Annotated in this window: 27 protein-coding genes; 16 read left to right on the forward strand and 11 right to left on the reverse strand. The window is 71.1% G+C overall.

The window, feature by feature from the left end; genetic code table 11:
- Positions 1-6 precede the first annotated feature (6 nt).
- From ADL25_RS36705 to zapE, 4 genes are all read right to left on the reverse strand, one after another.
- On the reverse strand, positions 7-1,473 hold the full coding sequence (locus ADL25_RS36705; RefSeq protein WP_059132227.1) for a SulP family inorganic anion transporter: 1,467 nt from the start codon (positions 1,471-1,473) through the stop codon (positions 7-9).
- 8 nt (positions 1,474-1,481) lie between these two features.
- Complete coding sequence (locus tag ADL25_RS36710) at positions 1,482-2,063, reverse strand: carbonic anhydrase (RefSeq protein WP_059132228.1); 582 nt, start codon at positions 2,061-2,063, stop codon at positions 1,482-1,484.
- A gap of 149 nt (positions 2,064-2,212) precedes the next feature.
- Positions 2,213-2,602: a hypothetical protein gene (locus tag ADL25_RS36715; protein ID WP_059132229.1), complete on the reverse strand. Its 390-nt coding sequence runs from the start codon at positions 2,600-2,602 to the stop codon at positions 2,213-2,215.
- Positions 2,603-2,767: 165 nt separating this feature from the next.
- Entirely contained in the window at positions 2,768-3,865 is a 1,098-nt protein-coding gene (gene zapE, locus ADL25_RS36720; protein WP_059132230.1) for a cell division protein ZapE, read from the reverse strand.
- A 37-nt stretch (positions 3,866-3,902) separates the two neighbouring features.
- Here zapE and ADL25_RS36725 point away from each other — a divergent pair, with 37 nt between their 5' ends.
- The 12 genes from ADL25_RS36725 to ADL25_RS36780 all read left to right on the forward strand — a co-directional run bounded on the left by ADL25_RS36725 (position 3,903) and on the right by ADL25_RS36780 (position 15,428).
- A complete protein-coding gene (locus tag ADL25_RS36725) occupies positions 3,903-4,721 on the forward strand; it encodes a pyrimidine reductase family protein (RefSeq protein WP_107116803.1) in 819 nt (272 codons plus the stop codon).
- A 319-nt stretch (positions 4,722-5,040) separates the two neighbouring features.
- Positions 5,041-5,517: an indole-3-glycerol phosphate synthase gene (locus ADL25_RS36730; RefSeq protein WP_181923178.1), complete on the forward strand. Its 477-nt coding sequence runs from the start codon at positions 5,041-5,043 to the stop codon at positions 5,515-5,517.
- 82 nt (positions 5,518-5,599) lie between these two features.
- Entirely contained in the window at positions 5,600-6,991 is a 1,392-nt protein-coding gene (murC, locus tag ADL25_RS36735; protein ID WP_059132231.1) for a UDP-N-acetylmuramate--L-alanine ligase, read from the forward strand.
- Between the two features lie 24 nt (positions 6,992-7,015).
- The gene (gene msrB, locus ADL25_RS36740) at positions 7,016-7,423 is read left to right on the forward strand and encodes a peptide-methionine (R)-S-oxide reductase MsrB (RefSeq protein ID WP_059132279.1); all 408 of its coding nucleotides are present in this window, start codon (positions 7,016-7,018) and stop codon (positions 7,421-7,423) included.
- 226 nt (positions 7,424-7,649) lie between these two features.
- A complete protein-coding gene (locus ADL25_RS36745; RefSeq protein ID WP_059132232.1) occupies positions 7,650-8,660 on the forward strand; it encodes a substrate-binding domain-containing protein in 1,011 nt (336 codons plus the stop codon).
- Positions 8,661-8,823: 163 nt separating this feature from the next.
- On the forward strand, positions 8,824-11,145 hold the full coding sequence (locus ADL25_RS36750; RefSeq protein WP_059132233.1) for a nitrate- and nitrite sensing domain-containing protein: 2,322 nt from the start codon (positions 8,824-8,826) through the stop codon (positions 11,143-11,145).
- 11 nt (positions 11,146-11,156) lie between these two features.
- The gene (locus tag ADL25_RS36755) at positions 11,157-11,588 is read left to right on the forward strand and encodes a roadblock/LC7 domain-containing protein (protein ID WP_059132280.1); all 432 of its coding nucleotides are present in this window, start codon (positions 11,157-11,159) and stop codon (positions 11,586-11,588) included.
- Positions 11,585-11,941: a DUF742 domain-containing protein gene (locus tag ADL25_RS36760; protein ID WP_059132234.1), complete on the forward strand. Its 357-nt coding sequence runs from the start codon at positions 11,585-11,587 to the stop codon at positions 11,939-11,941. The genes ADL25_RS36755 and ADL25_RS36760 overlap by 4 nt, the downstream gene beginning before the upstream one ends.
- Entirely contained in the window at positions 11,928-12,539 is a 612-nt protein-coding gene (locus tag ADL25_RS36765; protein WP_059132235.1) for a GTP-binding protein, read from the forward strand. Before ADL25_RS36760 ends, ADL25_RS36765 begins: the two co-directional genes overlap by 14 nt.
- A 383-nt stretch (positions 12,540-12,922) precedes the next feature.
- Positions 12,923-14,053 carry an ABC transporter ATP-binding protein gene (locus ADL25_RS36770; RefSeq protein ID WP_079050818.1) on the forward strand — a complete coding sequence of 377 codons (1,131 nt, stop codon included), beginning with the start codon at positions 12,923-12,925 and terminating at the stop codon, positions 14,051-14,053.
- A complete protein-coding gene (locus tag ADL25_RS36775; protein WP_059132237.1) occupies positions 14,050-14,763 on the forward strand; it encodes an ABC transporter permease in 714 nt (237 codons plus the stop codon). Before ADL25_RS36770 ends, ADL25_RS36775 begins: the two co-directional genes overlap by 4 nt.
- On the forward strand, positions 14,760-15,428 hold the full coding sequence (locus ADL25_RS36780) for an ABC transporter permease (RefSeq protein WP_059132238.1): 669 nt from the start codon (positions 14,760-14,762) through the stop codon (positions 15,426-15,428). The genes ADL25_RS36775 and ADL25_RS36780 overlap by 4 nt, the downstream gene beginning before the upstream one ends.
- Before the next feature lie 57 nt (positions 15,429-15,485).
- On the opposite strand, the gene ADL25_RS36785 is transcribed toward ADL25_RS36780, so the two are convergent.
- Genes ADL25_RS36785 through ADL25_RS36800 form a run of 4 tightly spaced genes read right to left on the reverse strand, consistent with a single transcriptional unit; the run spans position 15,486 to position 19,610 of the window.
- On the reverse strand, positions 15,486-16,121 hold the full coding sequence (locus ADL25_RS36785) for a GTP-binding protein (protein ID WP_234381184.1): 636 nt from the start codon (positions 16,119-16,121) through the stop codon (positions 15,486-15,488).
- Positions 16,108-16,545 (reverse strand): DUF742 domain-containing protein, encoded by a 438-nt coding sequence (locus ADL25_RS36790; protein ID WP_059132239.1) that lies wholly within the window; start codon positions 16,543-16,545, stop codon positions 16,108-16,110. Before ADL25_RS36790 ends, ADL25_RS36785 begins: the two co-directional genes overlap by 14 nt.
- A 36-nt stretch (positions 16,546-16,581) precedes the next feature.
- The gene (locus ADL25_RS36795) at positions 16,582-17,058 is read right to left on the reverse strand and encodes a roadblock/LC7 domain-containing protein (RefSeq protein WP_059132240.1); all 477 of its coding nucleotides are present in this window, start codon (positions 17,056-17,058) and stop codon (positions 16,582-16,584) included.
- The gene (locus ADL25_RS36800; protein ID WP_059132241.1) at positions 17,055-19,610 is read right to left on the reverse strand and encodes a sensor histidine kinase; all 2,556 of its coding nucleotides are present in this window, start codon (positions 19,608-19,610) and stop codon (positions 17,055-17,057) included. Before ADL25_RS36800 ends, ADL25_RS36795 begins: the two co-directional genes overlap by 4 nt.
- A gap of 422 nt (positions 19,611-20,032) precedes the next feature.
- Between ADL25_RS36800 and ADL25_RS36805 the strand changes: the two genes are divergently transcribed.
- A complete protein-coding gene (locus ADL25_RS36805; RefSeq protein ID WP_059132242.1) occupies positions 20,033-20,995 on the forward strand; it encodes an ABC transporter substrate-binding protein in 963 nt (320 codons plus the stop codon).
- A 154-nt stretch (positions 20,996-21,149) separates the two neighbouring features.
- Here the strand turns inward: ADL25_RS36805 and ADL25_RS36810 are convergent, their stop codons facing one another.
- The 3 genes from ADL25_RS36810 to ADL25_RS36820 form a co-directional block, all read right to left on the reverse strand.
- Entirely contained in the window at positions 21,150-21,965 is an 816-nt protein-coding gene (locus tag ADL25_RS36810; RefSeq protein ID WP_059132243.1) for an SAM-dependent methyltransferase, read from the reverse strand.
- A gap of 102 nt (positions 21,966-22,067) precedes the next feature.
- Complete coding sequence (locus ADL25_RS36815) at positions 22,068-22,304, reverse strand: DUF397 domain-containing protein (RefSeq protein ID WP_079050819.1); 237 nt, start codon at positions 22,302-22,304, stop codon at positions 22,068-22,070.
- A gap of 2 nt (positions 22,305-22,306) precedes the next feature.
- Positions 22,307-23,182, reverse strand: a complete 876-nt coding sequence (locus ADL25_RS36820; protein ID WP_059132245.1) for a helix-turn-helix domain-containing protein — start codon at positions 23,180-23,182, stop codon at positions 22,307-22,309.
- A gap of 292 nt (positions 23,183-23,474) precedes the next feature.
- Here ADL25_RS36820 and ADL25_RS36825 point away from each other — a divergent pair, with 292 nt between their 5' ends.
- The 3 genes from ADL25_RS36825 to ADL25_RS36835 all read left to right on the forward strand — a co-directional run bounded on the left by ADL25_RS36825 (position 23,475) and on the right by ADL25_RS36835 (position 25,422).
- The gene (locus tag ADL25_RS36825; RefSeq protein ID WP_059132246.1) at positions 23,475-24,023 is read left to right on the forward strand and encodes an ATP-binding protein; all 549 of its coding nucleotides are present in this window, start codon (positions 23,475-23,477) and stop codon (positions 24,021-24,023) included.
- Entirely contained in the window at positions 24,001-24,462 is a 462-nt protein-coding gene (locus tag ADL25_RS36830; protein ID WP_059132247.1) for a hypothetical protein, read from the forward strand. The genes ADL25_RS36825 and ADL25_RS36830 overlap by 23 nt, the downstream gene beginning before the upstream one ends.
- 159 nt (positions 24,463-24,621) lie before the next feature.
- Positions 24,622-25,422: a VOC family protein gene (locus tag ADL25_RS36835; protein ID WP_059132282.1), complete on the forward strand. Its 801-nt coding sequence runs from the start codon at positions 24,622-24,624 to the stop codon at positions 25,420-25,422.
- Positions 25,423-25,555: the final 133 nt, after the last annotated feature.

Below are 25,555 nucleotides of genomic sequence, written 5' to 3' on the forward strand. Positions count from 1 at the left end.
GCGCCGTCAGCGGCCGGACGTCATCCGCACCGGTTCCGTCCCGGCCGCGCTGTGCCGCTCCGCCCAGTTCTCCAGGGCCGTACGGCAGGCGTGGTCGAGGTGGTGCAGTCCCGACAGGTCCAGCTCGACGGGACGGTCCTGGGGAAGCGCCTCCAGGCTGTCGAGGATCTTCGGCAGCCGCAGGAAGGTCGCGTTGCCCGACAGATGCGCCTGGACCGGGCCCGCGCCCTTGTCGACGACCTCCAGCCTGATGTGCGAGGCCTCCCAGGCGGTCTTCGCAACGGCGAGGGCAAGGCCGATGAGCACCCCTTCGAACATGCTGACCGCGACGATCGACAGCGCGGTGACCACGAGGATGAACGCCTCGCCCCGATGCTCCCGCCACAGGATGACGAGCTGCCGCACGGGCACGAGCCTGGCGCCGGAGTACACGAGGATCCCGGCCAGCGCGGGGATCGGTATGTGCGCCAGCACGGACGGCAGCAGCGCCGCGAACAGCAGCAGCCACACGCCGTGCAGCACCCGGGAGGCCTTGGTTCTGGCACCGGCCTGGACGTTGGCCGCGCTGCGCACGATCACCGCGGTCATGGGCAGCGCGCCGAGCAGTCCGCAGACCGTGTTGCCGGCGCCCTGGGCCATCAGCTCCCTGTTGTACTCGGTGCGTGGACCGTTGTGCAGCCGGTCCACGGCCGCGGCGCTGAACAGCGACTCGGCCGAGGCGATCAGGGTGAACGCGACGATCGTGCCGAGAAGGCCGGCACTCGCGTGTTCACCGAGGGCGTCAAGGGACGGTGGGTGGACGGAGTCCAGCAGTCCCCTGACCTCGACCGTGGCCACCCGCAGGCCGAGGACGGCCGTGGCGAGGGTGGCGAGCGCCACCGCCGCGAGAGGCCCGGGCACCGCGCGCACCAGGCGGGGCAGGTGCGGCCACAGCAGGAGGACGGCGATGGTGCCGGCACCGAGGGCGAGTGCGGGGAGCGCCTCGGTGTTCGCGACGGCGCCGGCCAGCGCCCCGGGCAGTCCGGCCAGCTTCTCCGGGCCGGATGCGGGGGCCTGCCGCCCGGCCACCGAGTACAGCTGCCCGGCGACCAGCACCAGACCGATGCCGGCCAGCATGCCTTCCACCACGGAGACGGAGATCGCCCGGAACCAGCGCCCCAGCCGCAGGGCGCCCATGAGGAGCTGGAGCACACCGGTGACGAGCACGATCGCGCCCAGCGCCGGGAGCCCGAACTCCCGCACCGCCTCGAAGACCAGCACGGTCAGCCCCGCCGCCGGTCCGGAGACCTGGAGGCTGCTCCCACGCATCAGCCCGCTGACGATGCCGCCCACGATGCCGGTGACCAGGCCGAGTTCGGCGGGTACGCCGGAGGCGACGGCCACCCCCACGCACAGCGGTAGCGCGACGAGGAAGACGACGAGGGAGGCGGCGAAGTCCTCTTTGAGATGCGGTAATCCGCGCAGTGCGGTCATCGGCCCGCTCACAGCGCTTCGAACGTGTCGGTGGAGGCGCTGTGTGCGCGTACCGCACCGGTGTGCACCTCGTAGTACCAGCCGTGCAGACGCAGCCGGCCCGTGGCCAGGCGTTGTTCGACACACGGGTAGGACCGCAGGCGCAGCAACTGCGCGAGCACATGGTTCTGGACGGCCTCTGCGACCGTCGGGTCGTCGGCGTCGGACGCCTGTGGTTCGGGTGCGGCGTGCGCCAGCCAGTCGCGCACGGCCGGCACCGCGGTGAGGTCGTCGCCGCGCACCAGCGCGCCGACGGCTCCGCAGTGGGAGTGGCCGCAGACGACGACGTCACCGACGCCGAGCACCTCGACGGCGTACTCGATGGTGGCCGCTTCGCCGGTGGGGCGGTCGGAGACGTACGGGGGCACGATGTTGCCGGCGGTGCGCAGTTCGAAGAGCTCACCGGGCCGGGCTCCGGTGATCAGCGCGGGGACCACCCGGGAGTCCGAGCAGGTGATGAACAGGACCTCGGGCGACTGGCCGTCGGCCAGCGGGGCGAAGTCCTCCGGGCGCTGTCCGTGCGCACGGGCGTGATCGATGAGGGGCTGCATTGTCAGTTCCTCCTGGCGCGCCTCGGATGGCGCGTCGGCGTACGAGAACGTGGCAGATGCGGGTACGGCGACATGACCCCACGTCGACGCGCTCGGCCAACGTGGCGTGGTGAGGGGAGGGTCGGGTCAGTCCGTACCCGGGGAGCAGCTCAGCGGCGGAACACCTGAAGTGCCGCGGGAGAATGAGCGGTTGACGGTCTTGATATGCCCGGTGCGGCGCGGTGCGCGGTCGGCGGCCGCCCGTCGGTGATGTCGCCCGCCTGCCGCGTGGGCGCGGGGGGCTCCGGAACCGCGTCCGCGGATGCGCGGTGGCGGTCGCGGGTGCGCAGCGGACCTGTGGGGCCCGGGGAGTGTCCGAGACCACCGCGGGTGACGGCCTCGTCAGCGCGCTTGCTCATGACCGCTTCCGGGGTTGCGGCGGCGGTCGCACGGGGCTGGTGCGCCGAGGCGGGGGACGCGGAGGGCGCGAGGAGATACAGGGCCAGCAGGACGGCGGAGAGAATCGCGGGAGTGACCCGGACCGCCGTGCCTCGTCCCATGACCTCCCCTCCCCGCCATGAGCGTCCGTCGTAGGTGCCTCGGCGAACACGTTAACCCGGCTTGCGCGTTTGCAGGGTCAACTTCGCGCTTCAGGTAAAGGAGAGCCCAAAAATCGAGGTGAGGATGGCCGGAACGCGCCGGTGGTGCACATCCGTTTGGTTCTGTTACGCCTCGACGAAACCCTTCGCGTCCCGGGCGAGCGCCGTGAGGCGGGAGATCGCGCGGAAGTACTTCTTGCGGTAGCCGCCGTTCAGCATCTCGTCGCTGAACAGCTTGTCGAACGGCACTCCGGAGGCCAGCACCGGCACCTCGCGGTCGTAGAGCCGGTCCGCGAGCACTACGAGCCGCAGTGCGGTGGACTGGTCCGGCACCGGCCCGACGTCGGTCAGGCAGACCGCCCTGATGCCGTCGGTCAGTGCGCCGTACCGGCTCGGGTGCACACGCGCGAGGTGCTCCAGCAGGTGCGGGAAGTCGTCGAGCGAGGCGCCCGGGGTGGCGTACGCCGCCTTGGTCACCTGCTCGTCGCTGTACGGCGCCGGTGCCTCGGGCAGACCTCGGTGGCGGTAGTCCTCGCCGTCGATGCGCAGCGTGCGGAAGCGCGCGGACAGGCCCTGGATCTCGCGCAGGAAGTCCGCGGCGGCGAAGCGGCCCTCGCCGAGCTTGCCCGGCAGGGTGTTGGAGGTGGCCGCGAGGGCGACGCCCGCGTCGACGAGCTTGCCGAGCAGGGTGGAGACGAGGACGGTGTCGCCCGGGTCGTCGAGCTCGAACTCGTCGATGCACAGCAGGCGATGGCCGGAGAGCGTGCGGACCGTCTGCTGGAAGCCCAGCGCGCCGACCAGATTCGTGAGCTCCACGAAGGTGCCGAAGGCCTTCAGCGAGGGAGCGGCCGGGGTCGCGTGCCACAGAGAGGCGAGCAGGTGGGTCTTGCCGACTCCGTACCCGCCGTCGAGGTAGACGCCGCGGGGACCGGCGGGCGCCTTCGCCCTGGCCTTCCCGAAGCCGAAGAACGAGCGCCTGGCGGTCACCGCGTGCGCGCCGCCGAGCCCCCCGGCGAAGTCCTCGAGGACGTGGACGGCCTCGCTCTGGCTGGGCTGGTTCGGGTCCGGGATGTACGTCGCGAAGCGGACCGAGTCGAAGCGCGGCGGCGGCACCATTTCGGCGACGAGCCGGTCGGCGGGGACGTGCGGCTCGCGGGAGGACAGGGAGAGCGGAGCCGTTTCGGCTATCGGCTCGATCCCGGAGGCGGCGGTGGAGGACGACACGGTTCACCAGCTTAAGCGCCGTGCCACACTGCTCGGCATGCGACGCCTGTTCCCTGTGACCGACGAGACAGTGGCCCGACCGGACGGTGCGACTGCGGGCGCCGGCCCTGCCGTCCCGCCCGGCGACCGGGAGTGGACGCTGGAGGAACTGGCCGCGGCGTACGCCTACCCCGAGACCGGTGCGGGCGGCCGGGAGCCGTGGCTGCGGGCCAACATGGTCTCCACCCTCGACGGGGCCGCCCAGCACGACGGCCGCTCCCAGCCCATCTCGAACGCCGCCGACATGCGGATCTTCGGCACACTGCGGGGACTTGCGGACGTGGTGGTCGTGGGCGCGCAGACGGTACGGCAGGAGGGATACCGCCCGGCGCGCGAACGGGAGGCCTTCGCGGCGCTGCGGAAGGCCGCCGGGCAGGGGCCGGCGCCCGCGATCGCCGTGGTGAGCGCGAGCCTCGAGCTGGACTTCTCGGAGCCGCTGTTCAGCTCGCCCCTGGTGCCCACGCTGGTGCTGACCGGCGCCGCGGCCGCGCCGGACCGGGTGGCCGCCGCCGAGCGGGCCGGCGCCCGGGTGGTGATCGCCGGGGACGGCATGGGGGTGGACCCGGTTCGTGCCGTACGCGCCCTCGCGGACCTCGGCATGAGCCGGCTGCTGACCGAGGGCGGCCCGCGCCTGCTGGGGCAGCTGGTGGCGTCCGGGGTCCTGGACGAGCTCTGTCTGACCCTCTCCCCGATGCTCACGGCGGGCGACGCGCAACGGATCGCCGGAGGTCCCTCGGTCGCGGTGCCCCGGCGGTTCACGCTGGTGTCGCTGCTGGAGGAGGAAGGCTTCCTGTTCGGCCGCTACTGCCGCGACTAGGGTCTGTCGTTTGGATCAGGTCGGCTGGGGGAGACCGCGCCTTTCGGCGCCCCGCGACGTCGGCATGATCCAAACGACAGGCCCTGGCCGAGATGGCTTCACGATCTTTGCGAAATCGGCCCTCTATGTACCGGTTTTTCGGGGATCTTCCGGCATGTTATGGAATATCCCGTTCCGTTTATTTCCCGATGGGCACACTCAATCTCGTGGTGCCCGTCCGATCACGGGGCAGGATGGTTTCCGCAAGACCTCGAAGGGCCCGCGCAGCAGAGGCCCGCCGGGGTTCTCAAGGATTCGAAGAGAAGAAGGGGCGCCCGTCGTGTTCACGAGCGTACTGATGATCGAGAAGGCCCTCACATCCGCCGACGTGGAATTCGTCACCACCCTGCACGGTGACGAGTCGGTCTCCTTCCACGTGCTGCTGCAGCCCCGCGGCGACCAGGCGGACCGCCTGCTGCGGGCCATCGACGACATCGCCCTGGGTGAGCTGGACGAGGCGGCGCACGAGCGGGACACCCCCGAGGGCAGGAGTGCCGCGGCCCTGGGGCGGCAGGCGCTGGACGTCTCCCTGGCCGCTCTGCACGCGGCGGGCAGCGAGGCCGAGGGCAGGCTCATCGAGGACCATCCGCTGGACGCGCTCAAGGCGCTCGTCGGAGAGATCGGCGCGGACGAGGTGATCGTGCTGACCGACCCCCACTACGTGGAGGAGTTCTTCCACCGCGACTGGGCGTCGAGAGCCCGGCACAAGGTGGGCGTGCCGGTGCTGAAGCTGTTCTCGCACAGCAAGGCGCAGTGACCGGTCGGTGTACGTCGACCCGGACGGCACGCAATAGGCTGGGCCGCTGAACGCACGCCGTACCAGCACTCAGGAGACACGCATGGCACCCGGCCTCCCCACCGCCATGGACCGACCGCACTTCATCGGCATCGGCGGCGCCGGAATGTCGGGCATCGCGAAGATCCTCGCCCAGCGTGGCGCCGTGGTGGCGGGCAGTGACGCCAAGGACTCGCCCACCGCCGAGGCCCTGCGCGCGCTGGGCGTGACGGTGCACATCGGTCACGCGGCCGAGCATCTCGCCGACGACGCCGGTTGCGTCGTCGTCTCCTCCGCCATCCGGGCCGACAACCCGGAGATGGCGCGGGCGGCGGAGCTGGGCATCCCCGTGGTGCACCGCTCGGACGCCCTGGCACGCCTGATGGACGGCCTGCGCCCGATCGCGGTCGCCGGCACCCACGGCAAGACGACGACGACGTCGATGCTGGCGGTGTCCCTGACCGAGCTGGGCCTTTCGCCGTCCTATGCGATCGGCGGCGACCTGGACGCCCCCGGCTCCAACGCGCTGCACGGCGAGGGCGAGATCTTCGTCGCCGAGGCCGACGAGAGCGACCGCAGCTTCCACAAGTACGCGCCCGAGGTCGCGATCGTCCTCAACGTCGAACTCGACCACCACGCGAACTACGCGTCCATGGAGGAGATCTACGAGTCCTTCCAGACCTTCGCGGGCCGGATCGTGCCGGGCGGGACGCTGGTGGTGGCGGCCGACCACGAGGGCGCACGCGAGCTGACGCGGCGGCTGGCGGGATCGGTGCGGACGGTGACGTACGGGGAGTCGCAGGACGCCGACGTCCGTATCCTCTCCGTGGTCCCGCAGGGACTGAAGAGCGAGGTGACGGTGGACCTCGGCGGCTCCCGGCTGACCTTCACGGTCTCCGTCCCCGGCCGCCACTACGCGCACAACGCCGTGGCGGCGCTGGCCGCGGGCGTGGCGCTGGGTGTCCCGGCGGCCGAGCTCGCGTCGGCCCTCGGGGCCTACACGGGCGTGAAGCGCCGTCTCCAGCTCAAGGGCGAGGAGTCGGGCGTCCAGGTGATCGACTCGTACGCGCACCACCCGACGGAGATGACGGCGGACCTGGAGGCGATGCGGGCGGCGGCCGGCGAGGCCCGCATCCTGGTGCTCTTCCAGCCCCACCTGTTCTCCCGCACCCAGGAGCTGGGCAAGGAGATGGGCGAGGCGCTCGCGCTGGCGGACGCCTCGGTGGTCCTGGACATCTACCCGGCCCGTGAGGACCCGATCCCCGGTGTGACGAGCGAGTTGATCATCGACGCGGCGCGGACGGCCGGCGCGGACGTGCAGGCCGTCCACGACAAGGCGGAGGCCCCCGCGGTCGTGGCGGGAATGGCGAAGCAGGGCGATCTCGTTCTCACCATGGGAGCGGGCGACGTCACCGACCTCGGCCCGCGGATCCTGGAACGTCTCGCACAGAAGTGACACGGAAGTAAGGGGTTGGCCTACATGTCGTACGACGTCGACAAGCCGGACGAGCAGTGGCGGGCGGAGCTGACCCCGGCGGAGTACGCGGTACTGCGCCAGGCCGGTACGGAACCCGCCTTCGTGGGTGAGTACACCGACACCAAGACCAAGGGCGTCTACTCCTGTCGGGCCTGCGGCGCGGAACTGTTCACCTCGGACACGAAGTTCGAGTCCCACTGCGGATGGCCGTCCTTCTACGACCCGAAGGACACCGAAGCGGTGGAGCTGCTGGTGGACCGCTCGCACGGAATGGTCCGCACCGAGGTGCGCTGCGCCCGCTGCGGATCGCATCTGGGGCACGTCTTCGAGGGCGAGGGCTATCCCACGCCGACCGATCAGCGGTACTGCATCAACAGCATCTCGATGCGGTTGACGCCCGACGAGGGCTGAGCACGCCCGAAGGCCCCCTCGGCTCCCCGGAGCCGAGGGGGCCTTCGCATGGACGGGGCACGCGGCGCCGGGTGGCCGCGGTGGACGGCCGGCCCGCCGGCCACGTCACAATGCGGCGGCAACAACCGCTACAAGGGGTAGCCGACTTGACCACCGGCGGTCACCCGCGATTTGCTCCGGCCCAGCCTTCCTCCTGCTCGGCTGCACAGCGAGGTGCCGCACCCCCATGAAGACTCCTCCCACACCCCACCCCCTCCGCGGATCCGCATGGGCGACGGCCGTTGCCTGCGCCGCCGTCGTCTGCCTGCTCATGGCCGGCTGCACCGGCTCCGGTGACTCCCCGTCCGGCTCGGACGCGAAGGTGCCCGGTGCCGCGGGGCTCAGAGTCACCCTGGTCACCCACGGAGCCGAGGGTGACGCGTTCTGGGAGCTGGTGAAGAAGGGTGCGGAGGCGGCAGCGGCGAAGGACGGCGCCGACCTGACGTACGCGAACGACCCCGATGCGGCGGGTCAGGCGGAACTGGTGCGGGACGCGATCCGGGACCGGGCCGACGGCATCGCGCTGACGCTCGCCAAACCGGACGCCATGAAGGGCCCGATCGGCGAGGCCAGGGCGGCCGGCATACCGGTCGTCGGTCTCAACTCCGGTATCGACGCCTGGCGTTCCGACGGCGTCCTCGAGTACTTCGGCCAGGACGAGAGCCTCGCGGGCCGGGCCGTGGGCGACAAGCTGGACGGTCTCGGCGCCCACCACGCCCTGTGTGTCATCCATGAGCGGGGCAACGTGGCCCTGGAGGCGCGCTGCGCCGGCGTGAAGAAGACGTTCGGCGGCGACACCGACATGCTCTATGTGGACGGCACCGACACGAACGCCCTGACCGAGTCGGTCGCGGCCCGGCTGCGGCAGGACCCGGGCATCGACGAAGTGGTCACGCTGGGGGCGCAGTTCGCCCTTGCCGCCGTCCGGTCCGTGCGGCAGGCGGACAGCAGGGCCCGTGTCGCCACCTTCGATCTCAACAAGGCCCTGGTCAAGGCCGTGCAGGACGGCGACGTGCAGTTCGCGGTCGACCAACAGCCCTATCTGCAGGGCTATCTCGCCGTCGACGCGCTCTGGCTCTACAAGTCCAACGGCAACGTCAGCGGAGGCGGCGTCGCGCCGGTGCTCACCGGTCCGGCGTTCGTGACCAAGGCGAACGTCGCATCGGTGGCGAGACTCGCGGCCGACGGCACGCGCTGAGCGGACACCGTGCCGGTGGTCGATCTCACGTCGATTCCGCGGCTCTCGGTGCGTTGGGTCAGATGTGCGGATAGCATCCTGCGCACCCCCTGTACCGCATCGGACACGCAGTCACCCCGCGTTCGTCCCCACCCCCCGTTCCCCGGTTCGCTCTAGGACGACGATGTCTCGACGGACTCCGACAGCTCTCCGGCGCCGTCTCGCCTCCATACGCCTCTCCCTGATCCTGCTGGCTCTGGTGCCCAGCGTCACCCTCGCCGTCATCTGGACCGTGACGACGACTCAGATGCTGTCGGAGGGCCTGAGGTTGCGCTCGCAGACGGAGCTGAGCAGGTCGACCGGTGCCATGGGCACCGAGGCGGCGCTCGCACTGCAGCAGGAACGCAGCCTGTCGGCGGCGTGGCTGGCCGCGCCGCACGGCTCCCGGGCCGCCCTCGACGCACAGCGGGCGAGGACGGACACGGCGGTGGCGCAACTGGTGGACCAGGACGATGCGATCAAGAGGGCGCCCGCCCGCATCAGGGACCGCATGTACTCGGTCGTCGCGTCGGTGGGCAGCCTGGAGTACTACCGGGACCAGGTGGACCACCCGACCGACATCACCGCCGGGCAGGCGGTGGACCAGTACACCGCGATCATCGACGACCAGGTGCACGCCTTCCAGGAGCTCTCCCAGGTCGACGACGGCGACCTCACCTCGCAGGCCGGGCCGCTCGTCGCGCTGGAGCACGCCGCCGAGCTGGTCTCCCAGGAGGACGCACAGCTCACCCTGGCCTGGCCGTCCGGGCACCTGGACGACACGACCTGGAACCGGTTCGCGCAGCTGGTCCACGCCCGCCGCTGGCTGGTCGAGGACCAGATCGTCCCCTCGCTCGAGGGCAGCACGAAGACCGAGACCGAAAGGATTTTGCAGTCGGCGCAGTGGCATGCCCTGCAGACCGTCGAGGACCAGGTGCTCGCGGCACGCGTGAGGACCGGCGGCTCGCACGGGATGGCGATGCCGGACGCACGGAAACGGTGGAGCACGGCGATGACCAGGCTCTCCGACCAGTACGCGACGCTGATCCGGCAGCAGACGGCGCTCCTGCTCGACCGCAGTGCCGAGAGGTCCGACGGGCTGCTGATCAAGGCCGGGTTCCTCAGCGCCGTCGGCTTGGCCGCACTGCTGCTGTGCGTGGGCATGTCCTGGCGGATCACCCGGTCCCTCTCCCGGCGGCTGAGGGGCCTGAGGGCCGCCACGCTCGGCCTGGCGCAGGAACGGCTGCCCGACGTGGTCGCCCGGCTGGACCGGGGGGAGAAGGTCGATGTGGAGTCCGCGACCCCGCCGCTGGACTACGGCGACGACGAACTCGGCCAGGTCGCCCAGGCGTTCAACGCCGCCCAACGCACGGCCGTGCACACGGCGGTCGAACTCGCCGACACCCGGCGCGGTTTCCAGAAGGTCATCCTCGGTATCGCCCGGCAGAGCCAGAACCTGGTCAACCTCCAGCTCAGCAAGCTCGATGCGCTGGAACGCCGCCATCAGGACCCCGACGTCCTCCAGGGGCTGTACGAACTCGACTCCACCGCCAGCCAGTTGCGCCGCTACGAGGAGAACCTCGTCATCATCAGCGGTGAGCGGCCCCGGCGCCACTGGAGCGAACCGGTCTCGCTGGTCGACATCCTGCGCAGCGCCGTCGGCGAGGTCGCCGAGTACCGGCGGGTCGAGGTGCACACCGACGAGGACGTGTACCTCTCCCCGCCCGCGGTGGCCGACGTGATCCACCTGCTGGCCGAGCTGATCGACAACGCGACCGCGTACTCGCCCGCGCCCAGCCCCGTCGGGGTGCGGGCGGCGGTGGTGGCCAAGGGGCTCGCGATCGAGATCGAGGACCGCGGCCTCGGCATGCCGGAGGTCGACTACGCCCAGCTCAACGAGCAACTGGCGGCGCCCCCGCAGTTCGACGTGGTGGCGCTCGCCGACGATCTGCGGCTCGGCATGTTCGTGGTCGCCCGGCTCGCCACCCGGCACGGCATCGGGGTGACGCTGCGTCCATCGCCGTACGGGGGGACCACGGCGATCGTCCTCGTCCCGCACGACATCGTGGTGCGGCGGAGCCCGTCCTCCCGGAAGACGCCGTCCGAGGCGCGCGGGCGGAGGCCCGGGTACCTCGGCGCCGCGCCCTCCACCGAAGGTGTGGCCGCAGGAGAGGCCGCGCCCCTGCCGCGCCGGGTGCCGCAGACGAGTCTGGCCGCCGAGCTGCGGGAGGAGGCCGCGCCCGCCGAGGAGGACGCCCGCCGGGACGAGTTCACCGCCGACCGCGCCGCCTCCTCCCTCGCCGGCTTCCAGCGCGGCACGCGCCTGGCGCGCGACGACGCCCCGTGGGACCTGGACGACCCGAAGGAGCCGGACCGGGAGGAGGCCGTCGCCCGGTCCGGTCCCGGTGAAGGCGTCCGTGCCGCAGGCCCACCCGTCCCTTCGACCCCGCCCGCCGACCGCTCGTGAAGGACACCGACATGACACGCCCCATCCCCGCCACGCACACACAGCTCGACCAGTTGCTGACCGGACTCGTGGACCGGGTCGCCGACGTCAACCACGCCGTGGTGCTCTCCGAGGACGGACTGGTCGTCAGCAAGTCCACGGGTTTCCCGCGCGACGACGCCGAGCGGCTGGCGGCGACCGCGTCCGGTCTGATGAGCCTCAGCAAGGGGGTCAGCCTGGACTTCGGCGGCGGCCCGGTGCGACAGGCGCTCATCGAGCTGGCCCGCAGCTATCTCATCCTCACCTCGGCCGGACCCGGCGCCCATCTCGTCGTCCTCACCGGACCGGGCGCCGACGTCGGTGTGGTGGCGTACCAGATGAACATGCTGGTGAAAAAGATCGGCGAGCACCTGAGTGCGGCACCACGCGGGGACGGCGCCGGCTTCGGCAGCGGCGAGAGGTGAACGGAGGCGACGCGGCGGGCCGGCTCGTCCGGCCGTTCACACTGACGGGCGGACGGACCCGGCCCACCCGCGCCGACTTCACCCTCATCTCGACCGTGACGGCGGTGGACCCGCCGCCCGAGTGGGGCACCCGGCCGCAGCCCGAGCACACGCGGATCCTGATGCGGTGCGCCGAGCCGATCGCGGTGGCGGAACTCGCCGCCCTTCTCGACCTCCCGGTGAGCGTGGTCGTGATCATGCTCTGCGATCTGCTGGAGGCGGGGCGGATCACCGTCCGCCCGCCGCACCCCGTCTCCCGCACCCCGGACCTGGAGATGCTGCAGAAAGTGAGGGACGGCCTTGGCCGACTCTGACACCGCTGTCCGGCCGCCGCCAGCGCCCGACACGGTGAAGATCCTGATCGCCGGGGGGTTCGGCGTCGGCAAGACCACCATGGTCGGGTCGGTCAGCGAGATCACCCCGCTGTCCACCGAGGAAGCGCTGACCGTCGCCGGACTGGACGTCGACGACCTCGCAGGCGTCGAGGAGAAACGGGCCACCACCGTGGCCCTCGACTTCGGCCGGATCACGATCGGCCAGGAGCTCGTGCTGTACCTCTTCGGCACACCCGGTCAGCAGCGGTTCTGGTTCATGTGGAACGACCTGGCCATCGGTGCGCTGGGCGCCGTGGTCCTCATCGACGTCCGCCGCCCGGAGTCGAGTTTCGCCGCCATCGACTTCTTCGAGCGCCGGGGCATCCCGTTCGTCGTCGGCGTCAACGGCTTCCACGGGCGCCATCCCTACCCGCCCGAGACGATCCGGGACGCGCTGGCACTGCCGGGACACGCCCAGGTGCTGCTGTGCGACGCGCGGGAGCGGGGGTCGTGCAGGGACGTTCTGCTCGCCCTGATCGACCAGTTGATCGCCTCGGCCGGCCGGCCGGTCCGGGTCCGGCCCCCGGACCGTCGGTGACGGCCGAGGCCCCCGCTCCTGACCTGTGCGGCGCATTGCGCGGCGGAGGCGAGGGGCGTGATCCAGCCGTGGTGCACGGAGGTTCGCGCACTCCCCGGAGTCCGGTACGCGGTGGGCCTCCACGCTGTCCGCACGGTCGCCGACGGCAACGGCGGGGGCGACACGGCGAACGCGCCCGGCGTGGTCCGGACGGCCGGCTCGGGCGCGTCCAGGGGGCCCGGACCAGCGTGTCGCACGGTCCCGCACCACAGGCTCTACCGACTTCGGGCACGTCACCCGCCACGGCGCCGCAACACTCGGCGTCTACACTCTCCCGGCAACGGCCCTCGCGACATCGGCCGGGACATCGTCGCTTCTGCCACACCCGAAGGGTATTCGGCGCTTTGATACGGATAGATTCAGTCACCAAGCGGTACCCGGACGGCACGGTGGCGGTCGACCGGTTGTCGTTGGAGATACCGGACCGCTCGATCACCGTCCTCGTCGGCCCCTCCGGCTGCGGCAAGACGACGACCCTGCGCATGATCAACCGGATGATCGAGCCGAGCGAGGGCACGATCACCCTCGACGGAGTCGACATCAGCCGCCAGCCGGTGAACTCGCTGCGCAGGTCGATGGGTTACGTCATCCAGAACGCCGGGCTCTTCCAGCACCGCACCGTCGTCGACAACATCGCGACCGTGCCCCGGCTGCTCGGCTGGAGCAAGGACAAGGCCCGGGAGCGGGCCCGCGAGCTGATGGAACGGGTCGGCCTGGACCCCTCCTTCGCCAAGCGCTACCCGTACCAGCTCTCCGGCGGCCAGCAGCAGCGCGTCGGCGTGGCCCGGGCGCTCGCCGCGGACCCGCCGGTGCTGCTCATGGACGAGCCGTTCTCCGCCGTCGACCCGATCGTGCGCAAGGGGCTGCAGGAAGAGCTGCTGCGTATCCAGGAGGAGTTGGGCAAGACCATCGTCTTCGTCACCCATGACATCGACGAGGCGATCCGGCTCGGGACGATGGTCGCCGTGATGCGGACCGGGGGCAGGCTCGCCCAGTTCGCGCCGCCGGCCGAGCTGCTGTCGTCCCCGGCCGACTCGTTCGTGGAGGACTTCCTCGGCACGGACCGCGGGATCCGGCGGTTGTCCTTCTTCACCTCCGAGGCCCTGGAGCTGAAGAAGACCCCGATCGTCGCCGTCGACTCCTCCGCCGAGCAGATCGCCTCCCGCGAGGGTACAGACGTTCCGTACCTGCTGGTCACCGACCTCGAGGGCAGGCCGCTCGGCTGGAGCGCACCCGGGGATCTGACCGCGGGGCGGATCGAGGCCGGCCGACTGCTGTCGTACGGGCGGCCGTTCGTGCACGGCAAGGACTCGCTGCGTGCCGCCCTCGACTGCGCGGTGCTCTCGCCCACCGGCTGGGCCGTGGCGGTGGACGGCGACGGCCGGGTCGTCGGGGTCGTGTCGCAGCAGACGATCGGTGAGGCGATCCGCAGCGCCCATGCGGCGCAGGAGCGGGACGAGAAGGTCGCGGGATGAGCGGGTTCTTCGACATCCCGAGCGACCTCCAGCACAGTTGGCTCGGCCTCGTCGGTCTGCATCTGCGGGAGGCCCTGCTGCCGGTCCTGGCCGGCCTGCTCGTCTCCCTGCCGGTCGCCCAGCTGTGTGTGAGGTTCCGCTGGCTGTACCCGCCGGTGCTGGGTGTGACGACCGTGCTGTACGCTATTCCGTCGCTGGCCTTCTTCGTGGTCCTCATCGACTACACCGGCCAGACCGAACTCACCGTGATGATCCCGCTGGCCGTGTACAGCTTGGTGGTGCTCGTCCCGGCGATCGTGGACGGCGTCCGATCGGTCCCGCAGGAGACGCTGGCCGCGGCGACGGCCATGGGCTTCGGGCCCGTGCGCCGCTACCTCCAGGTGCAGCTGCCGATCGCCGTCCCCGCGATCATCGCCGGGCTGCGTGTGGCCACCGTGTCCAGCATCAGCCTGGTCAGCGTCGGCATGCTGATCGGCAACCAGGGCGCGCTGGGCAACCTCCTCAACGACGCGAACATCTACCACCGGCCCGAGCTCGCCTGGAACTCCGTGATCACCACGGCGGTCCTGGCGATCCTGGCCGACGCCGCGCTGGTCCTCGTACGTCTGCTGCTGACCCCCTGGATGCCGAGCGGCACACGCAGCAGGAGGCGCAAGCCGGCGGCGGCCGGTCCCGACGCGACCGTGCCCGCCCTGGAGGACGCCCGGTGAACGTGCTCAACTTCGTCCACGCCTTCTTCAGCGACGGCGCCCACTGGCACGGATACGACGGCATACCCACCCGCGTGTGGGAGCACATCCAGTTCACCCTGGAGGCGCTCGCCATCGCGGCCGCGATCGGCCTGCCGGTCGGCCTGGTCACCGGCCACTACGGACGCGGCGGCAACGTCCTGGCCCTGATCGCCACCGCCGGGCGTGCGCTGCCCAGTTTCGGTCTGCTGGTGCTGCTGTTCATCCTGCTCGGGTTCGGCATGGTGCCGGTGATGATCCCGCTGGTCGTGCTCGCCATCCCACCGATCCTCGTCACCACCTACGAGGCCGTCCGCTCCGTCGACCCGTCCCCGGTGGACGCCGCGCGCGGCATGGGCATGCAGGAGTCACGGATCCTCTTCCGCGTGGAGTTCCCGGTCGCGCTGCCGCTGATCCTCAGCGGGCTGCGCTCGGCCGCCATCCAGATCGTCTCCACCGCCACCATCGCCGCCTACGTCAGTCTCGGCGGCCTCGGCCGGTACATCATCGACGGTCTCTACCAGAGGAACTACGAGAAGGTGGTGGGCGGCGCCACCCTCGTCGCCGTGATGGCGCTCGTGACGCTCGCGCTGTTCTGGGCGGTCGCGCGGTTCACGGTCTCCCCCGGGGTGCGCCGAAGCGCCTGACGCACGACGCGGGGCCCGGGGAAGTCCCGGGCCCCGCGTCGTGCTTGTGCGGGGGGCTCATCCCTCGCTGCGCGCCAGCGCCTGCTCCAGCACCACGAGCAGCGCGTCCCGCACCGACCCGCGCTCCCGGGCGTCGAAGACGACGACCGGGACGTGTTCGGAGACGTCCAGCGCCCAGCGGACCTCGTTCACGTCGTACTCCACCTTGCCGTCGAAGGCGTTGAGGGCGACCGCGAACGGGATGTCCTTGTGCTCGAAGTAGTCCACGGCCGCATAGCAGTCGTCGAGCCGCCGTGTGTCGACGATGACGAGCCCGCCGACCGCGCCCTCCACGATGTCGTCCCACATGAAGCCGAAACGGTCCTGCCCGGGCGTTCCGAACAGGTACAGCTTCAGGGTCGGGTCGATGGTGATGCAGCCGAAGTCCATCGCGACCGTGGTCGTGGTCTTGCGCGGGGTGTGGGTGAGGTCGTCCACCCCGGCGGCGACCTCGGTGATCGCCGCCTCGGTGGTGAGCGGCTCGATCTCGGAGATCGAGCCGACGGCGGTGGTCTTGCCCACGCCAAAGCCGCCGGCGATCACCATCTTGACCGGCAGCGGCGGTCGTACGGCGGTCTGCGCCGCGCCCAGGGTCCCGCCGGCCGGGGCGGAGCCGTGGGCGCGGGGCCGAGCGGCCGGTTCAGTCGGTGTCACGGAGTACCCCCCGGGAGTCGGGGACGGCGCGGAGGCCATCGATAACCCTTCGCAGGACGGACGCGTCGCGCGTGACGTCGATGTGTGGCACGTGCACCGTCAACTGACCGGCGGCGCGCAGGTCCTCGGCGAGTACCCGGACCACGTTCAGATGCAGCCGCAGCCGGGCCGCGATCTCAGCGATGGACTGTGGCTGCCTGCATGCGGCGACGATGTCGTGCTGCTCGAACGAGAGCCGGTCGAGCGCCTCGAGCCCCTCGGCGGTTGCCACCACCTGGGTCTCGACGGGCACCGGCCGGCCGGACGCCGTGGGCGCCACCCGGCCGGCGGTGACGAGGAACGGCCGTACGGCGGCGACGGGACCGAACGGGTCCACCGGGAAACCGTCGTCGTCGGCACCGCGCGCAGTGCGGCCGTCCGCCATGGGTGCTACTTCCTTCCTCGACCGGGCGGTGCCCGGTCACCCCGCCGAGGCGGCGCCGACGCTGTTCTTCAGCTCCAGCACGAGCTGAGGGCTGAGGGCGGCGCCGGCCCGGTTGGCGAACAGGGTCATCTCGTAGGCGACGTTGCCCAGTTTGGCCTCCTTGTCGGTGACCACGCCGAGCACGGCGCCGCTGCCGATGGCGGAGACGAGGACGTGACCGCCCTCCAGATCGATGATGACCTTGTTGAGGCCGCCCAGCCCGTAGTTGCCCGATGCACCGGCGGCAAGGCTGGTGATGCCGGAGACGATCGCCGCCAGCCGCTCCGAGTCGGCGTGCTCGCGCAGTTCGGAGACGGCGATGAGCAGTCCGTCGGAGGAGACGGCGATGGCGTCGACGACACCCGCCGTCTCGGTGGCGAAACGGTTGAGCAGCCAGGTGAAGTCGGCTGCGGCGGCCTGCAGTTCGGCCGGTGTGGTGCCGGTGGCCGGGGTGTCACCTGTCGACGTACTCACTGCTCCGCTCCTTTCGGGAGGTGGTTCTGGTCGAGCGTGTCGTGGGGGGAGGTTCGTGCGGTGCTGTCGCGGTTAGCGCGTTCCACCGCGGCCTCGAACTCCTCGAGCGCGGAGCGGACCTCTTCCGCGTCGGCGGGCCGGGGTGCCGGGGAATCCGTCTGCCGGGCCTCGGTGGTGCGCAGGGTCGCACCCCGTACCCGGCGACGCAGTGGCCTGACCCCGCCGGGAGCGTCCGCACCGGGCGGCGTCCCGCCGACGGCGCGGGCGCCGCCGGCCGTTTCCTGCGTGCGGGGACGGGGGACGAACGGGACCTCCTCGGCCCGGTCGTGGAGGTCCCCGGAGGCCCTCTCCTCGACCGGATCCGCCTCACGGCGCGGAACGCGCCGGGGCAGTGAGCCGGTCCTGGCCTCGGAGGCATCACGCCCGGGCGAGGGCGACTCGCCCGCGGCGGCGGGCACGGCCTCGGATGCGGCCTCGGCGGCGGCGACCGCCGAGGGCACCGGCCCGGAGGGGGCGGCGGACTCCTGTCCGGTCGTGCCCGGGGCGTCCACGGCGGCCGGAACCTGCTCCGGGACGAGCACCGGGCTCATCGTCAGCAGCAGCGACGAGGGCAGCTCGACCGTCGCCGTGACACCGCCCCCGGGCGTGCGGGCGAGCACGACCGTGATCTCCCAGCGCCGGGCCAGCGTGCCGACCACGAACAGACCGAGCACCTTGGTCGGTACGACGTCCAGCCGCTCGCGGCGGATCAGCCGGGCGTTCTCCTCCGCCAGCCGCTCGGCGCTCATGCCGAGACCGTGGTCGGCGACCTCGATCACGGCCCCCTCGCCGCCCATGCGCACCGTCACCTCGACGGGGCTGCCCGCGGGGGAGAACGAGACGGCGTTCTCGAGGAGCTCGGCGACCATCAGGGTCAGGTCGCCGATGATGTCGGGCGCGACCATGATCTCGGTCTCGGCGAGCAGCCGGACCCGCTGGAAGCCCTCGATCTGGCCGAGCGCGGCACGGACCACGTTGGTGAGCGCGGTGGGACCGGATTCCAGGACGGTCTCGCGGATGCCCGCGAGCAGCATCAGGCTGTCCGCGTTGCGCCGCAGGCGTACGGCGATGTGGTCGATGGAGTAGAGGCGTTCGAGGAGCGCCGGGTCGGTCTCGCCCCGCTCCACCGCGTCGATCAGGACCAGTTGGCGTGTGGTCAGGTTGCTCACCCGGCGCCCGACGTTGCCGAACATCTCGGCGACGTTGCGGCGGCTGAGCACCTGGCGCTCCAGCAGCGCGGCCGCGGTGGTCTGCACATGGTTGAAGGCATCGGCCAGTTCACCGATCTCGTCGCGCGCGGTGACGGATATCTCGCGCAGCCGCGGCGCGCCGTCGTCCTCTGCGTCGTCGTCGGCCACCCGGGAGAGCTCGCGCCCGGCGGCCTTGGCCACCTGCTGGGCGGCGCCGGTGAGGGCCAGCACGGGGCGGACCACCGAGCGGCGCACCAGCACGGAGAGCGCGATCCAGCAGACGAAGCTGATCAGTGCGAGGTTCAGCAGCAGCGCGGCCCGCCACTGGGCCGTCTCGGAGGCGGCTTCTGCCCGGTCGGCGATCTGGTCGATGAGCGACGTCGTGATCCGGAGCCGGTTCTCGGCCTGCTTCGGGTAGGCGGGGTAGCCGTTCAGGGCGTCCGTGAACGTACGGCGAATGTCGGCCGGGGTGTTCATCTGCAGCCCGCTGGGATCGACCTGGAGCGCGGCGTACGCCTGGGCGATCTCCCACTGTGCGGTGTTGTGCTCGATCCCGGCGAGCTCGTCGGCCTGCTCGGGGGAGGCGAACCGGCCGAAGCGGTCGGCCTGGTAGGTGAACAGCTCGTGCGAGCCGACCGCGCCCGTGAACTCGATGAGCGCGTTGGCGTCACCGGTCGTCGCGGAGAAGACCCCGGTCTCGAACGCGCCGTGCGCGGCATCGGCGCGCAGCAGCGAGTCGAGCAGATTGCCGGTGAAGGTGGCGGCCAGATCCGCGTTGCGCTCGAGCCCCAGACCGTCGATCAGGCCCTTGGAGGCGTTGGTGTAGGCGGGGTCGATGTTGTCGGCGGGCAGGTACCCCTGCTCGATGGTGTCGCGCAGACCGGCGAGGCCCTCGACCTCCATCAGCGCCTGCTCCTCCGTGTCCGGCAGCCGGTCGCCGAAGGCGGAGCGCACCTTGGCGACCTGGTCGTCGACCGCGTCCTGCGCCGATCGGTAGGCGGACAGCGAGGGCCTGGTGTCCACGGACGCCTCGTACCGTACGGAGAGCAGGATGGCCTGCTGGTGTTCGGCCTGCACCCGGCCGACGAGGCGTGCCACCTGGGTGCTGTCGCGGACGAGCCGGGCCGCGGACTCCGCCCTGTCCGACTGGCGCACGAGGTCGGTGATGAGGTACGCGAGAAGTACGGCGACCACCGCGAGCGGTACCCCGACGAGGACGTTGAGCTTGCGACGAAAGGGCCACCGCTCGGCGAAGGCGCGAATGCCACCCCGTGGCGGTGACGGCGCCGGCCGGACCGACGCGTCCACCTCGTTCGTGGACACCAAGCCTCCTTCGAAGGCGTCTTCGGGCGCGAGAGGATCTCGCGGAACCACAATCGAACGACCGGGGTCACAGGCGGAACCGGCCGAGGCCGGAGCAGAACGGTGCAAGGCGGTCCGGAACGCCGTTGTCGGCCCGCACTGCTGCCTGTTGTCAACTTCCGGGAGACTACCGTCTCTTCGAGCCCCGAATCCGATCGTCCCAAGTCAAGAATCCATTACATCGAGCACGTCGTTCCGCCTCCGAGGATCCGCCCTCTCTTCACAACCGGGCGTTCGCAACGAATTGCGCATCGAGGCCAATCGGTGACCAGAATTCTCTTGACTGGGCTTGAAGTGGCTGGATTGGATCAGTGGAGTGTGGTGGCGAACCCCCGCACGGCTCCGCCACGCCCTGCCCCATCCCCGAGTCCGGAACGGGAATCGTGACTTCTACCGCGAACACCAGCACGTCCAGCAGGAGACTCCCCGGCGCGGCCGCCGTCGCGCTCGCCGCCACGGCGGCACTGCTCGCGGGGTGTTCCTCGTCCTCCGACAGCAAGTCCGACAACCCGCTCTCCGGAGACAAGGCCGGCAACGGCACCGTGGTGGTCGGCTCCAACAACTTCGCCGAGAGCATCCTGATCGCCGACATCTACGGCGAGGCCCTCAAGGCCGAGGGCGTCAAGGTCACGTACAAGCCCAACATCGGCAGCCGCGAGACCACCTACGGCCTACTGAAGAACGGCTCCATCACGGTCCTTCCGGAGTACAACGGCGCGCTGCTGGCGTACCTCGACAAGGACGCCGCCCCGAAGACGGCCGCCGCCACGACGGCCGCCATCGAGGCCAAGCTCGACCCGAAGCTGACGCTCCTCGACCCGGCGCCCGCGCAGGACAAGGACTCGGTCACCGTCAACGCGGCCACGGCGAAGAAGTACAGCCTCACCGACAAGTCCACCATCGCGGACCTCCAGCCCATCGCCAAGGACCTGGTGATCGGCGGCTCCCCGGAGTTCCAGACCCGCCAGCAGGGCCTGGAGGGACTCGAGAAGGTCTACAAACTGCAGTTCAAGTCCTTCAAGGCGCTCGACGCGGGCGGCCCGCTCACCCAGGCGGCGCTGAAGAAGAACACCGTGCAGGCCGCGGACATCTTCACCACGGACCCGACCATCTCCAAGGAGAAGTTCGTCGTCCTCCAGGACCCGGAGAACCTCTTCGGGTTCGAGAACGTGCAGCCGCTCGTCTACAAGTCGGGGCTCTCCCAGAAGGGCGTCGACGCACTCAACGCGGTCTCCGCCAAGCTGGACACCGCGGCTCTGCTGGACCTGGACACCCAGGTGCAACTCGAGAACAAGGACCCGCTCGACGTCGCCAAGGCGTGGCTGACGTCGGTCGGCCTCGGCTGACGTCAGAGCCGTGCACCCGCGAACGGCCGCGCCCCTTCGAGGGCGCGGCCGTTCGCGATGTGCCGGGCGTCGTCCGGCCGTGCCGGGCGGCTGCGCCCGGCCGGGGAGGACCCGGGCCCGGCGCACGGCACCCCTCACGGCCGGACTCCTGGAGTCAGGCTTTGCGGGCGATGGCCCCGTACATGGCGATGTCCTCGTCCCGGATCCCCTGCTCCCCGGTGCCGTCCGGACGCCACTTGTGCACCTGGACCACTCCGGGCTCGACCAGGTCCAGTCCGTCGAAGAACTCGTGCGCCTCGTCGATCGTCCGCAACCGCATCGGCATGTTGCGCGCCGCGTACTCGCGCGCCACGCGCCCCACTTCCTCGGGTGCGAACTCGGCCGTTCCGATGGACATGGCCAGATAGCTTCCGGACGGCAGGGGCTCGAGCAGGCGGCGCACGATGCCGACCGCGTCGTCCGCGTCCAGCATGAAGTGGACGATGGCGATGACCGTGAGGGCGACGGGCCGGTCGAGATCGAGGGTCTCGCGGAACTCCGCGGCGCCGAGGATGGCCTCCGGATCACGGAAGTCCGCCTCGATGTACGACGTCTTCCCCTCGGGCGTGCTGGCCAGCAGGCCCTGGGAGAGGGTGAGCACGATCGGGTCGTTGTCGACGTAGACCACCCGTGACTCGGGGGCGACCGACTGGGCGATCTCGTGGAGGTTGGGGGAGGTGGGGATGCCGGTGCCGATGTCCAGGAACTGGCGTATCCCCGCCTCCTCGGCGAGCCAGCGCGCCGCGCGGTTCATCCAGTCGCGGTTGGCGCGCATGTGGATCGGGAGGGCGGGCCACTCCCGGGACATGGCGTCGCCCGCCTCCTTGTCGGCCGGGTAGTAGTCCTTTCCGCCCAGGATGTAGTCGTAGATGCGAGCGGAGTGCGCGCTCTCGGTGTCGATACGGTCGGCCGGCCATCCGTTGTCGGGCAAAGCCGTCTCCTCTTCCAGAGGTCTCGTCGGTGGGGGTGGGTGGGGAAACGAGCGGTCGATCGGGGAAAGCACAGGGATGTCGCAAGGACAAAAAGCGATGCCTCACAGAAGGAAGTCGGCCTCGCCCGCCTTCACACTCGCGAGGAATCCCGCGATCTCCCTCGCCGTCAGGACCAGCGCAGGTCCGTCGGGGTCCGTGGACTGCCGCAGCGCCACGCTGCCGTCGGGCAGTTTCTTCGCCTCCACGCAGGCGCCGCCCGCGTCGTCGCTCCAGGGCTTGGACCAGCCGCGCAGGCCCAGGGACTGGGACGGCACGCAGCTGTGTACGGGGTGGGCCACTCTCACAACTCCTTGCGAATCGCGCCGAGGACGGCCTCGGTCTTCCTTGCGGGCGCGGACTGTGCGCCCAACCGGTCCAGTGCCTCGCGGTAGACCACGACGTCCTCCGTCTTGTCGAGGTAGACGGCACCGACGAGGCCGCTCAGATACACGATGTCCGGCAGCTCAGGTGCCCTGAACCGGAAGAGATGGAACGCACCGGCGCGCATCGCGGGGTGCGGGCCGTTGCCGAACGGCATGACCTGCAAGGTGACATGGGGGAGGCCGTTCATCGCGATCAGATGGTCGATCTGGGCGCGCATCACCCGGGGACCTCCCACCGGCCAGCGCAGCACCGTCTCGTCCATGACGATCCACACGTGTGGCGGCGAGGGTCGCGACAGCAGTTCCTGTCTCCGCATGCGCAGCGCCACCCGCCGTTCGGTGGCCTCGCCCGGGGAGTGCGGATTGCCGGCACTCAGCAACGCGCGTGCGTAGTCCTCGGTCTGCAGCAGCCCGGGCACGAACTCGGCCTCGTACGCGCGGATCTGCAGCGCCGCCTGCTCCAGACTCAGGTACGCCGCGAACCAGTCCGGCAGGACGTCACGGTAGGTGTGCCACCAGCCGCGCTTGTTGGCCTCGCGGACCGACTTCAGGAAGGTGTCGATCTCCTGCTGGTCCGTGACGCCGTAGGTCTGCAGCAGCTTCTCGGCGTCCGAGAGCCGCAGCCGGGCCACCTTGGCCGCCTCCATGCGGCGAATCGTGGAATGGCTGACGCCGATCGCCTCGCCGGCCTGCTCGTACGTCAGCCCGGCGCGCGAACGCAGCTCCTCCAGTTGGCGGCCGAGGATCATGCGCAGCACGGAAGGGGCGCCGCCCCAGTCGGTCTCAGCGGTCACGCCTACCCCCTCACCCGGGATGCACGGTCGCAGTCTGTCACGATCATCCGCCGACCGGAGCAGCATGCACCTCTCGAATTGCAATTTTCAACTTGCCGGTTGCGAGGCGTTGTTGGCAGATGCGACAGTGGTCCTACCGTCGGTAGCCAATGAACGAAGGTGCTGAGCAGCTCAGTTGGGGGAGACGGGGCTGCGACTCGGTGGACCCGGAGCGAGGTGCACGGAGCCGGCACCACGGTGTCCGGCGGTGGGCACCGGCCAGGGTGCCCCGGCAGACGAAAGGCGAACGGCGATGGTTCCGCCCTCCCTCCCCCAGCCTCTGGGCCGCCTCCCCGGCGATGCCCCACCCCACAGATCCGATGTCTTCGGCTTTCCCGCCGTTCCCGCCGCGGTGGGACTGGTCCGTAGGAACGTGCGCGAACTGCTCGTGCGCTGGGGCGTGGGCGAGGCGACCGTTGACAACGCTGTCATCGTCGTCTCCGAACTCGTCACCAATGCGGTCATGCACACCGCGAGCGAACGGATCGTCTGCCGGGTGTACGCGGACGGCGGGCGGCTGCACATCGAGGTCCAGGACGAGAACCACGACGAGACCCGGCCGGCCAGGTGCCGCCCCGGCCCGGACGACCAGAGCGGCCGCGGGCTGATGCTGGTCGACGGGCTGAGCAGCGACTGGGGCGTCCGGGACGCGCCGAACGGTTCCGGTCGTGTCGTCTGGGCCGCACTGACCCCGGAATCCGGCCGAGCCACCGCGACCGGCTCGCCCAGCACCGCGTACCTCAGGCCCGCCCCCCACCCGGCCGAAGGATCCCCACAGCATGGAACGACTGCGCGCCTCTGAACCGCTCCCGCCCCCGTCCGTCCTGTCTCGGCCCGCCGTCCGTCTGGCCCTCCCGCACGAGCTGACCGCCGCCCTCGGGTACGACGCCGTGGGCATCCCGCGGGAACACGGCGAACGGATCATGGCGTCGCTGCCCCGCATCGGCTGTGTCTTCGCCGACGACCTCCGCTGGTGGTGGATCGTCCCGGCGGGCTCCGACATCGGCGTCACCTGGCCGGCGACGACGAGCTACGCGATCGGCGCGTATCTGGGGCCGGCGGTCCCGGAGACGGGCCCGGGCCTTGCCGACCCCTCCTGGAGCGGTCCGCGCCCCGACCACCCGGCACTGATCCACCGCCCGGACGGTGACTCTCCGTATACGCCTCCGATCCCGCTGTACTTCCTCGCCTGCCGCCTGGCGGGCAGCGCCCCGCGCTGGTCACCGGGGGTCGGCGCCTGAGTCGGTCCGGGTCTCGGGCACCCTCGCCGGTCCTTCTCCGGATGACGCCCGGCGTCCCGTGGCGCATCCTTGCTAGGGCGCGATCGGGGTACCCGGAGGCCCTGAGCGGACGAGGGAGGAGGTGCCCGGCATCTCCCCCCGGAACCGGGCGGTGTGGTCATGGTCAAGAACGAGGCACGCGGCGAGGGGGGAGTGTCCAGTGACTCGGTTTTCGGGGCACCGTGCTGGGTGAGCCTGAGTACCCGCGATCTCGAGACCGCGGAGAACTTCTACCGGGCGGTGTTCGGCTGGCAGTGGCGGCCCAACAGCCTGGGGGACCGGTTCCGGGTGGCGCTGGCCGACGGGGTGCCGGTCGCCGGGATCGCCGCCGTCGCCTCGATGTGGCAGATGGCCGTCGCCTGGACCCCCTACTTCTCGGTGTCCAGTGCCGACGTGGCCGCAGCCAGATGCCGGGAGCGGGGTGGTACGACGGCGGTCGGCCCTCTTGCGCTCCCGCCCGGCCGGGCGGCCCTGCTCGCGGACCGGGACGGGGCGACCTTCGGTGTCTGGGAGGGCCCGCTCGTGACGGGCTTCGAGGAGTGGCGCAGGGCGGCCCCGACCTTCATACGGCTGCACACACGCAACGCCTTCGACTCCGCGATCTTCTACGGCGAGGTCCTCGAGTGGGCCTCCGCGCGCAAGGGCTGCTGCGAGGTGCACTACGACGGTGACGAGGTCGTCCTGAGCAGCGACGGGGTGGTTGTGGCGCGCATCTACTCCGGGGCGCTCGAGTCGGCGCCCGACCCCACCATCCGCCCGCACTGGCAGGTCCACTTCGTGGTCCCCGACGTCGACGCGTGCGTCCGGGCCGCCCGGGCCGAGGGCGGTTCCGTACTGCAGCGGGAGCCGGGCGCCGAGGAGGCACTGCTGGCCGACCCGGACGGCGCGCGCTTCACGGTGTCCGCCAAACGGGAACCCTGAGCCGAGCACCGGCGCCGCCGGGGGCTCTGTGCGTACGGCCCCGTCGTCGCGGGCGCAGGGCGAGGTTGTGGGCCTCGGCGGGCGGGTCCGGCAGGGGCCCCCTGCCGTGCGGCCGGGAGGGGGTGTGGGGGGT

It is taken from the genome of Streptomyces sp. NRRL F-5122 (assembly GCF_001507435.1).
In the GTDB taxonomy this organism is placed as follows: Bacteria; Actinomycetota; Actinomycetes; order Streptomycetales; family Streptomycetaceae; genus Streptomyces; species Streptomyces lannensis.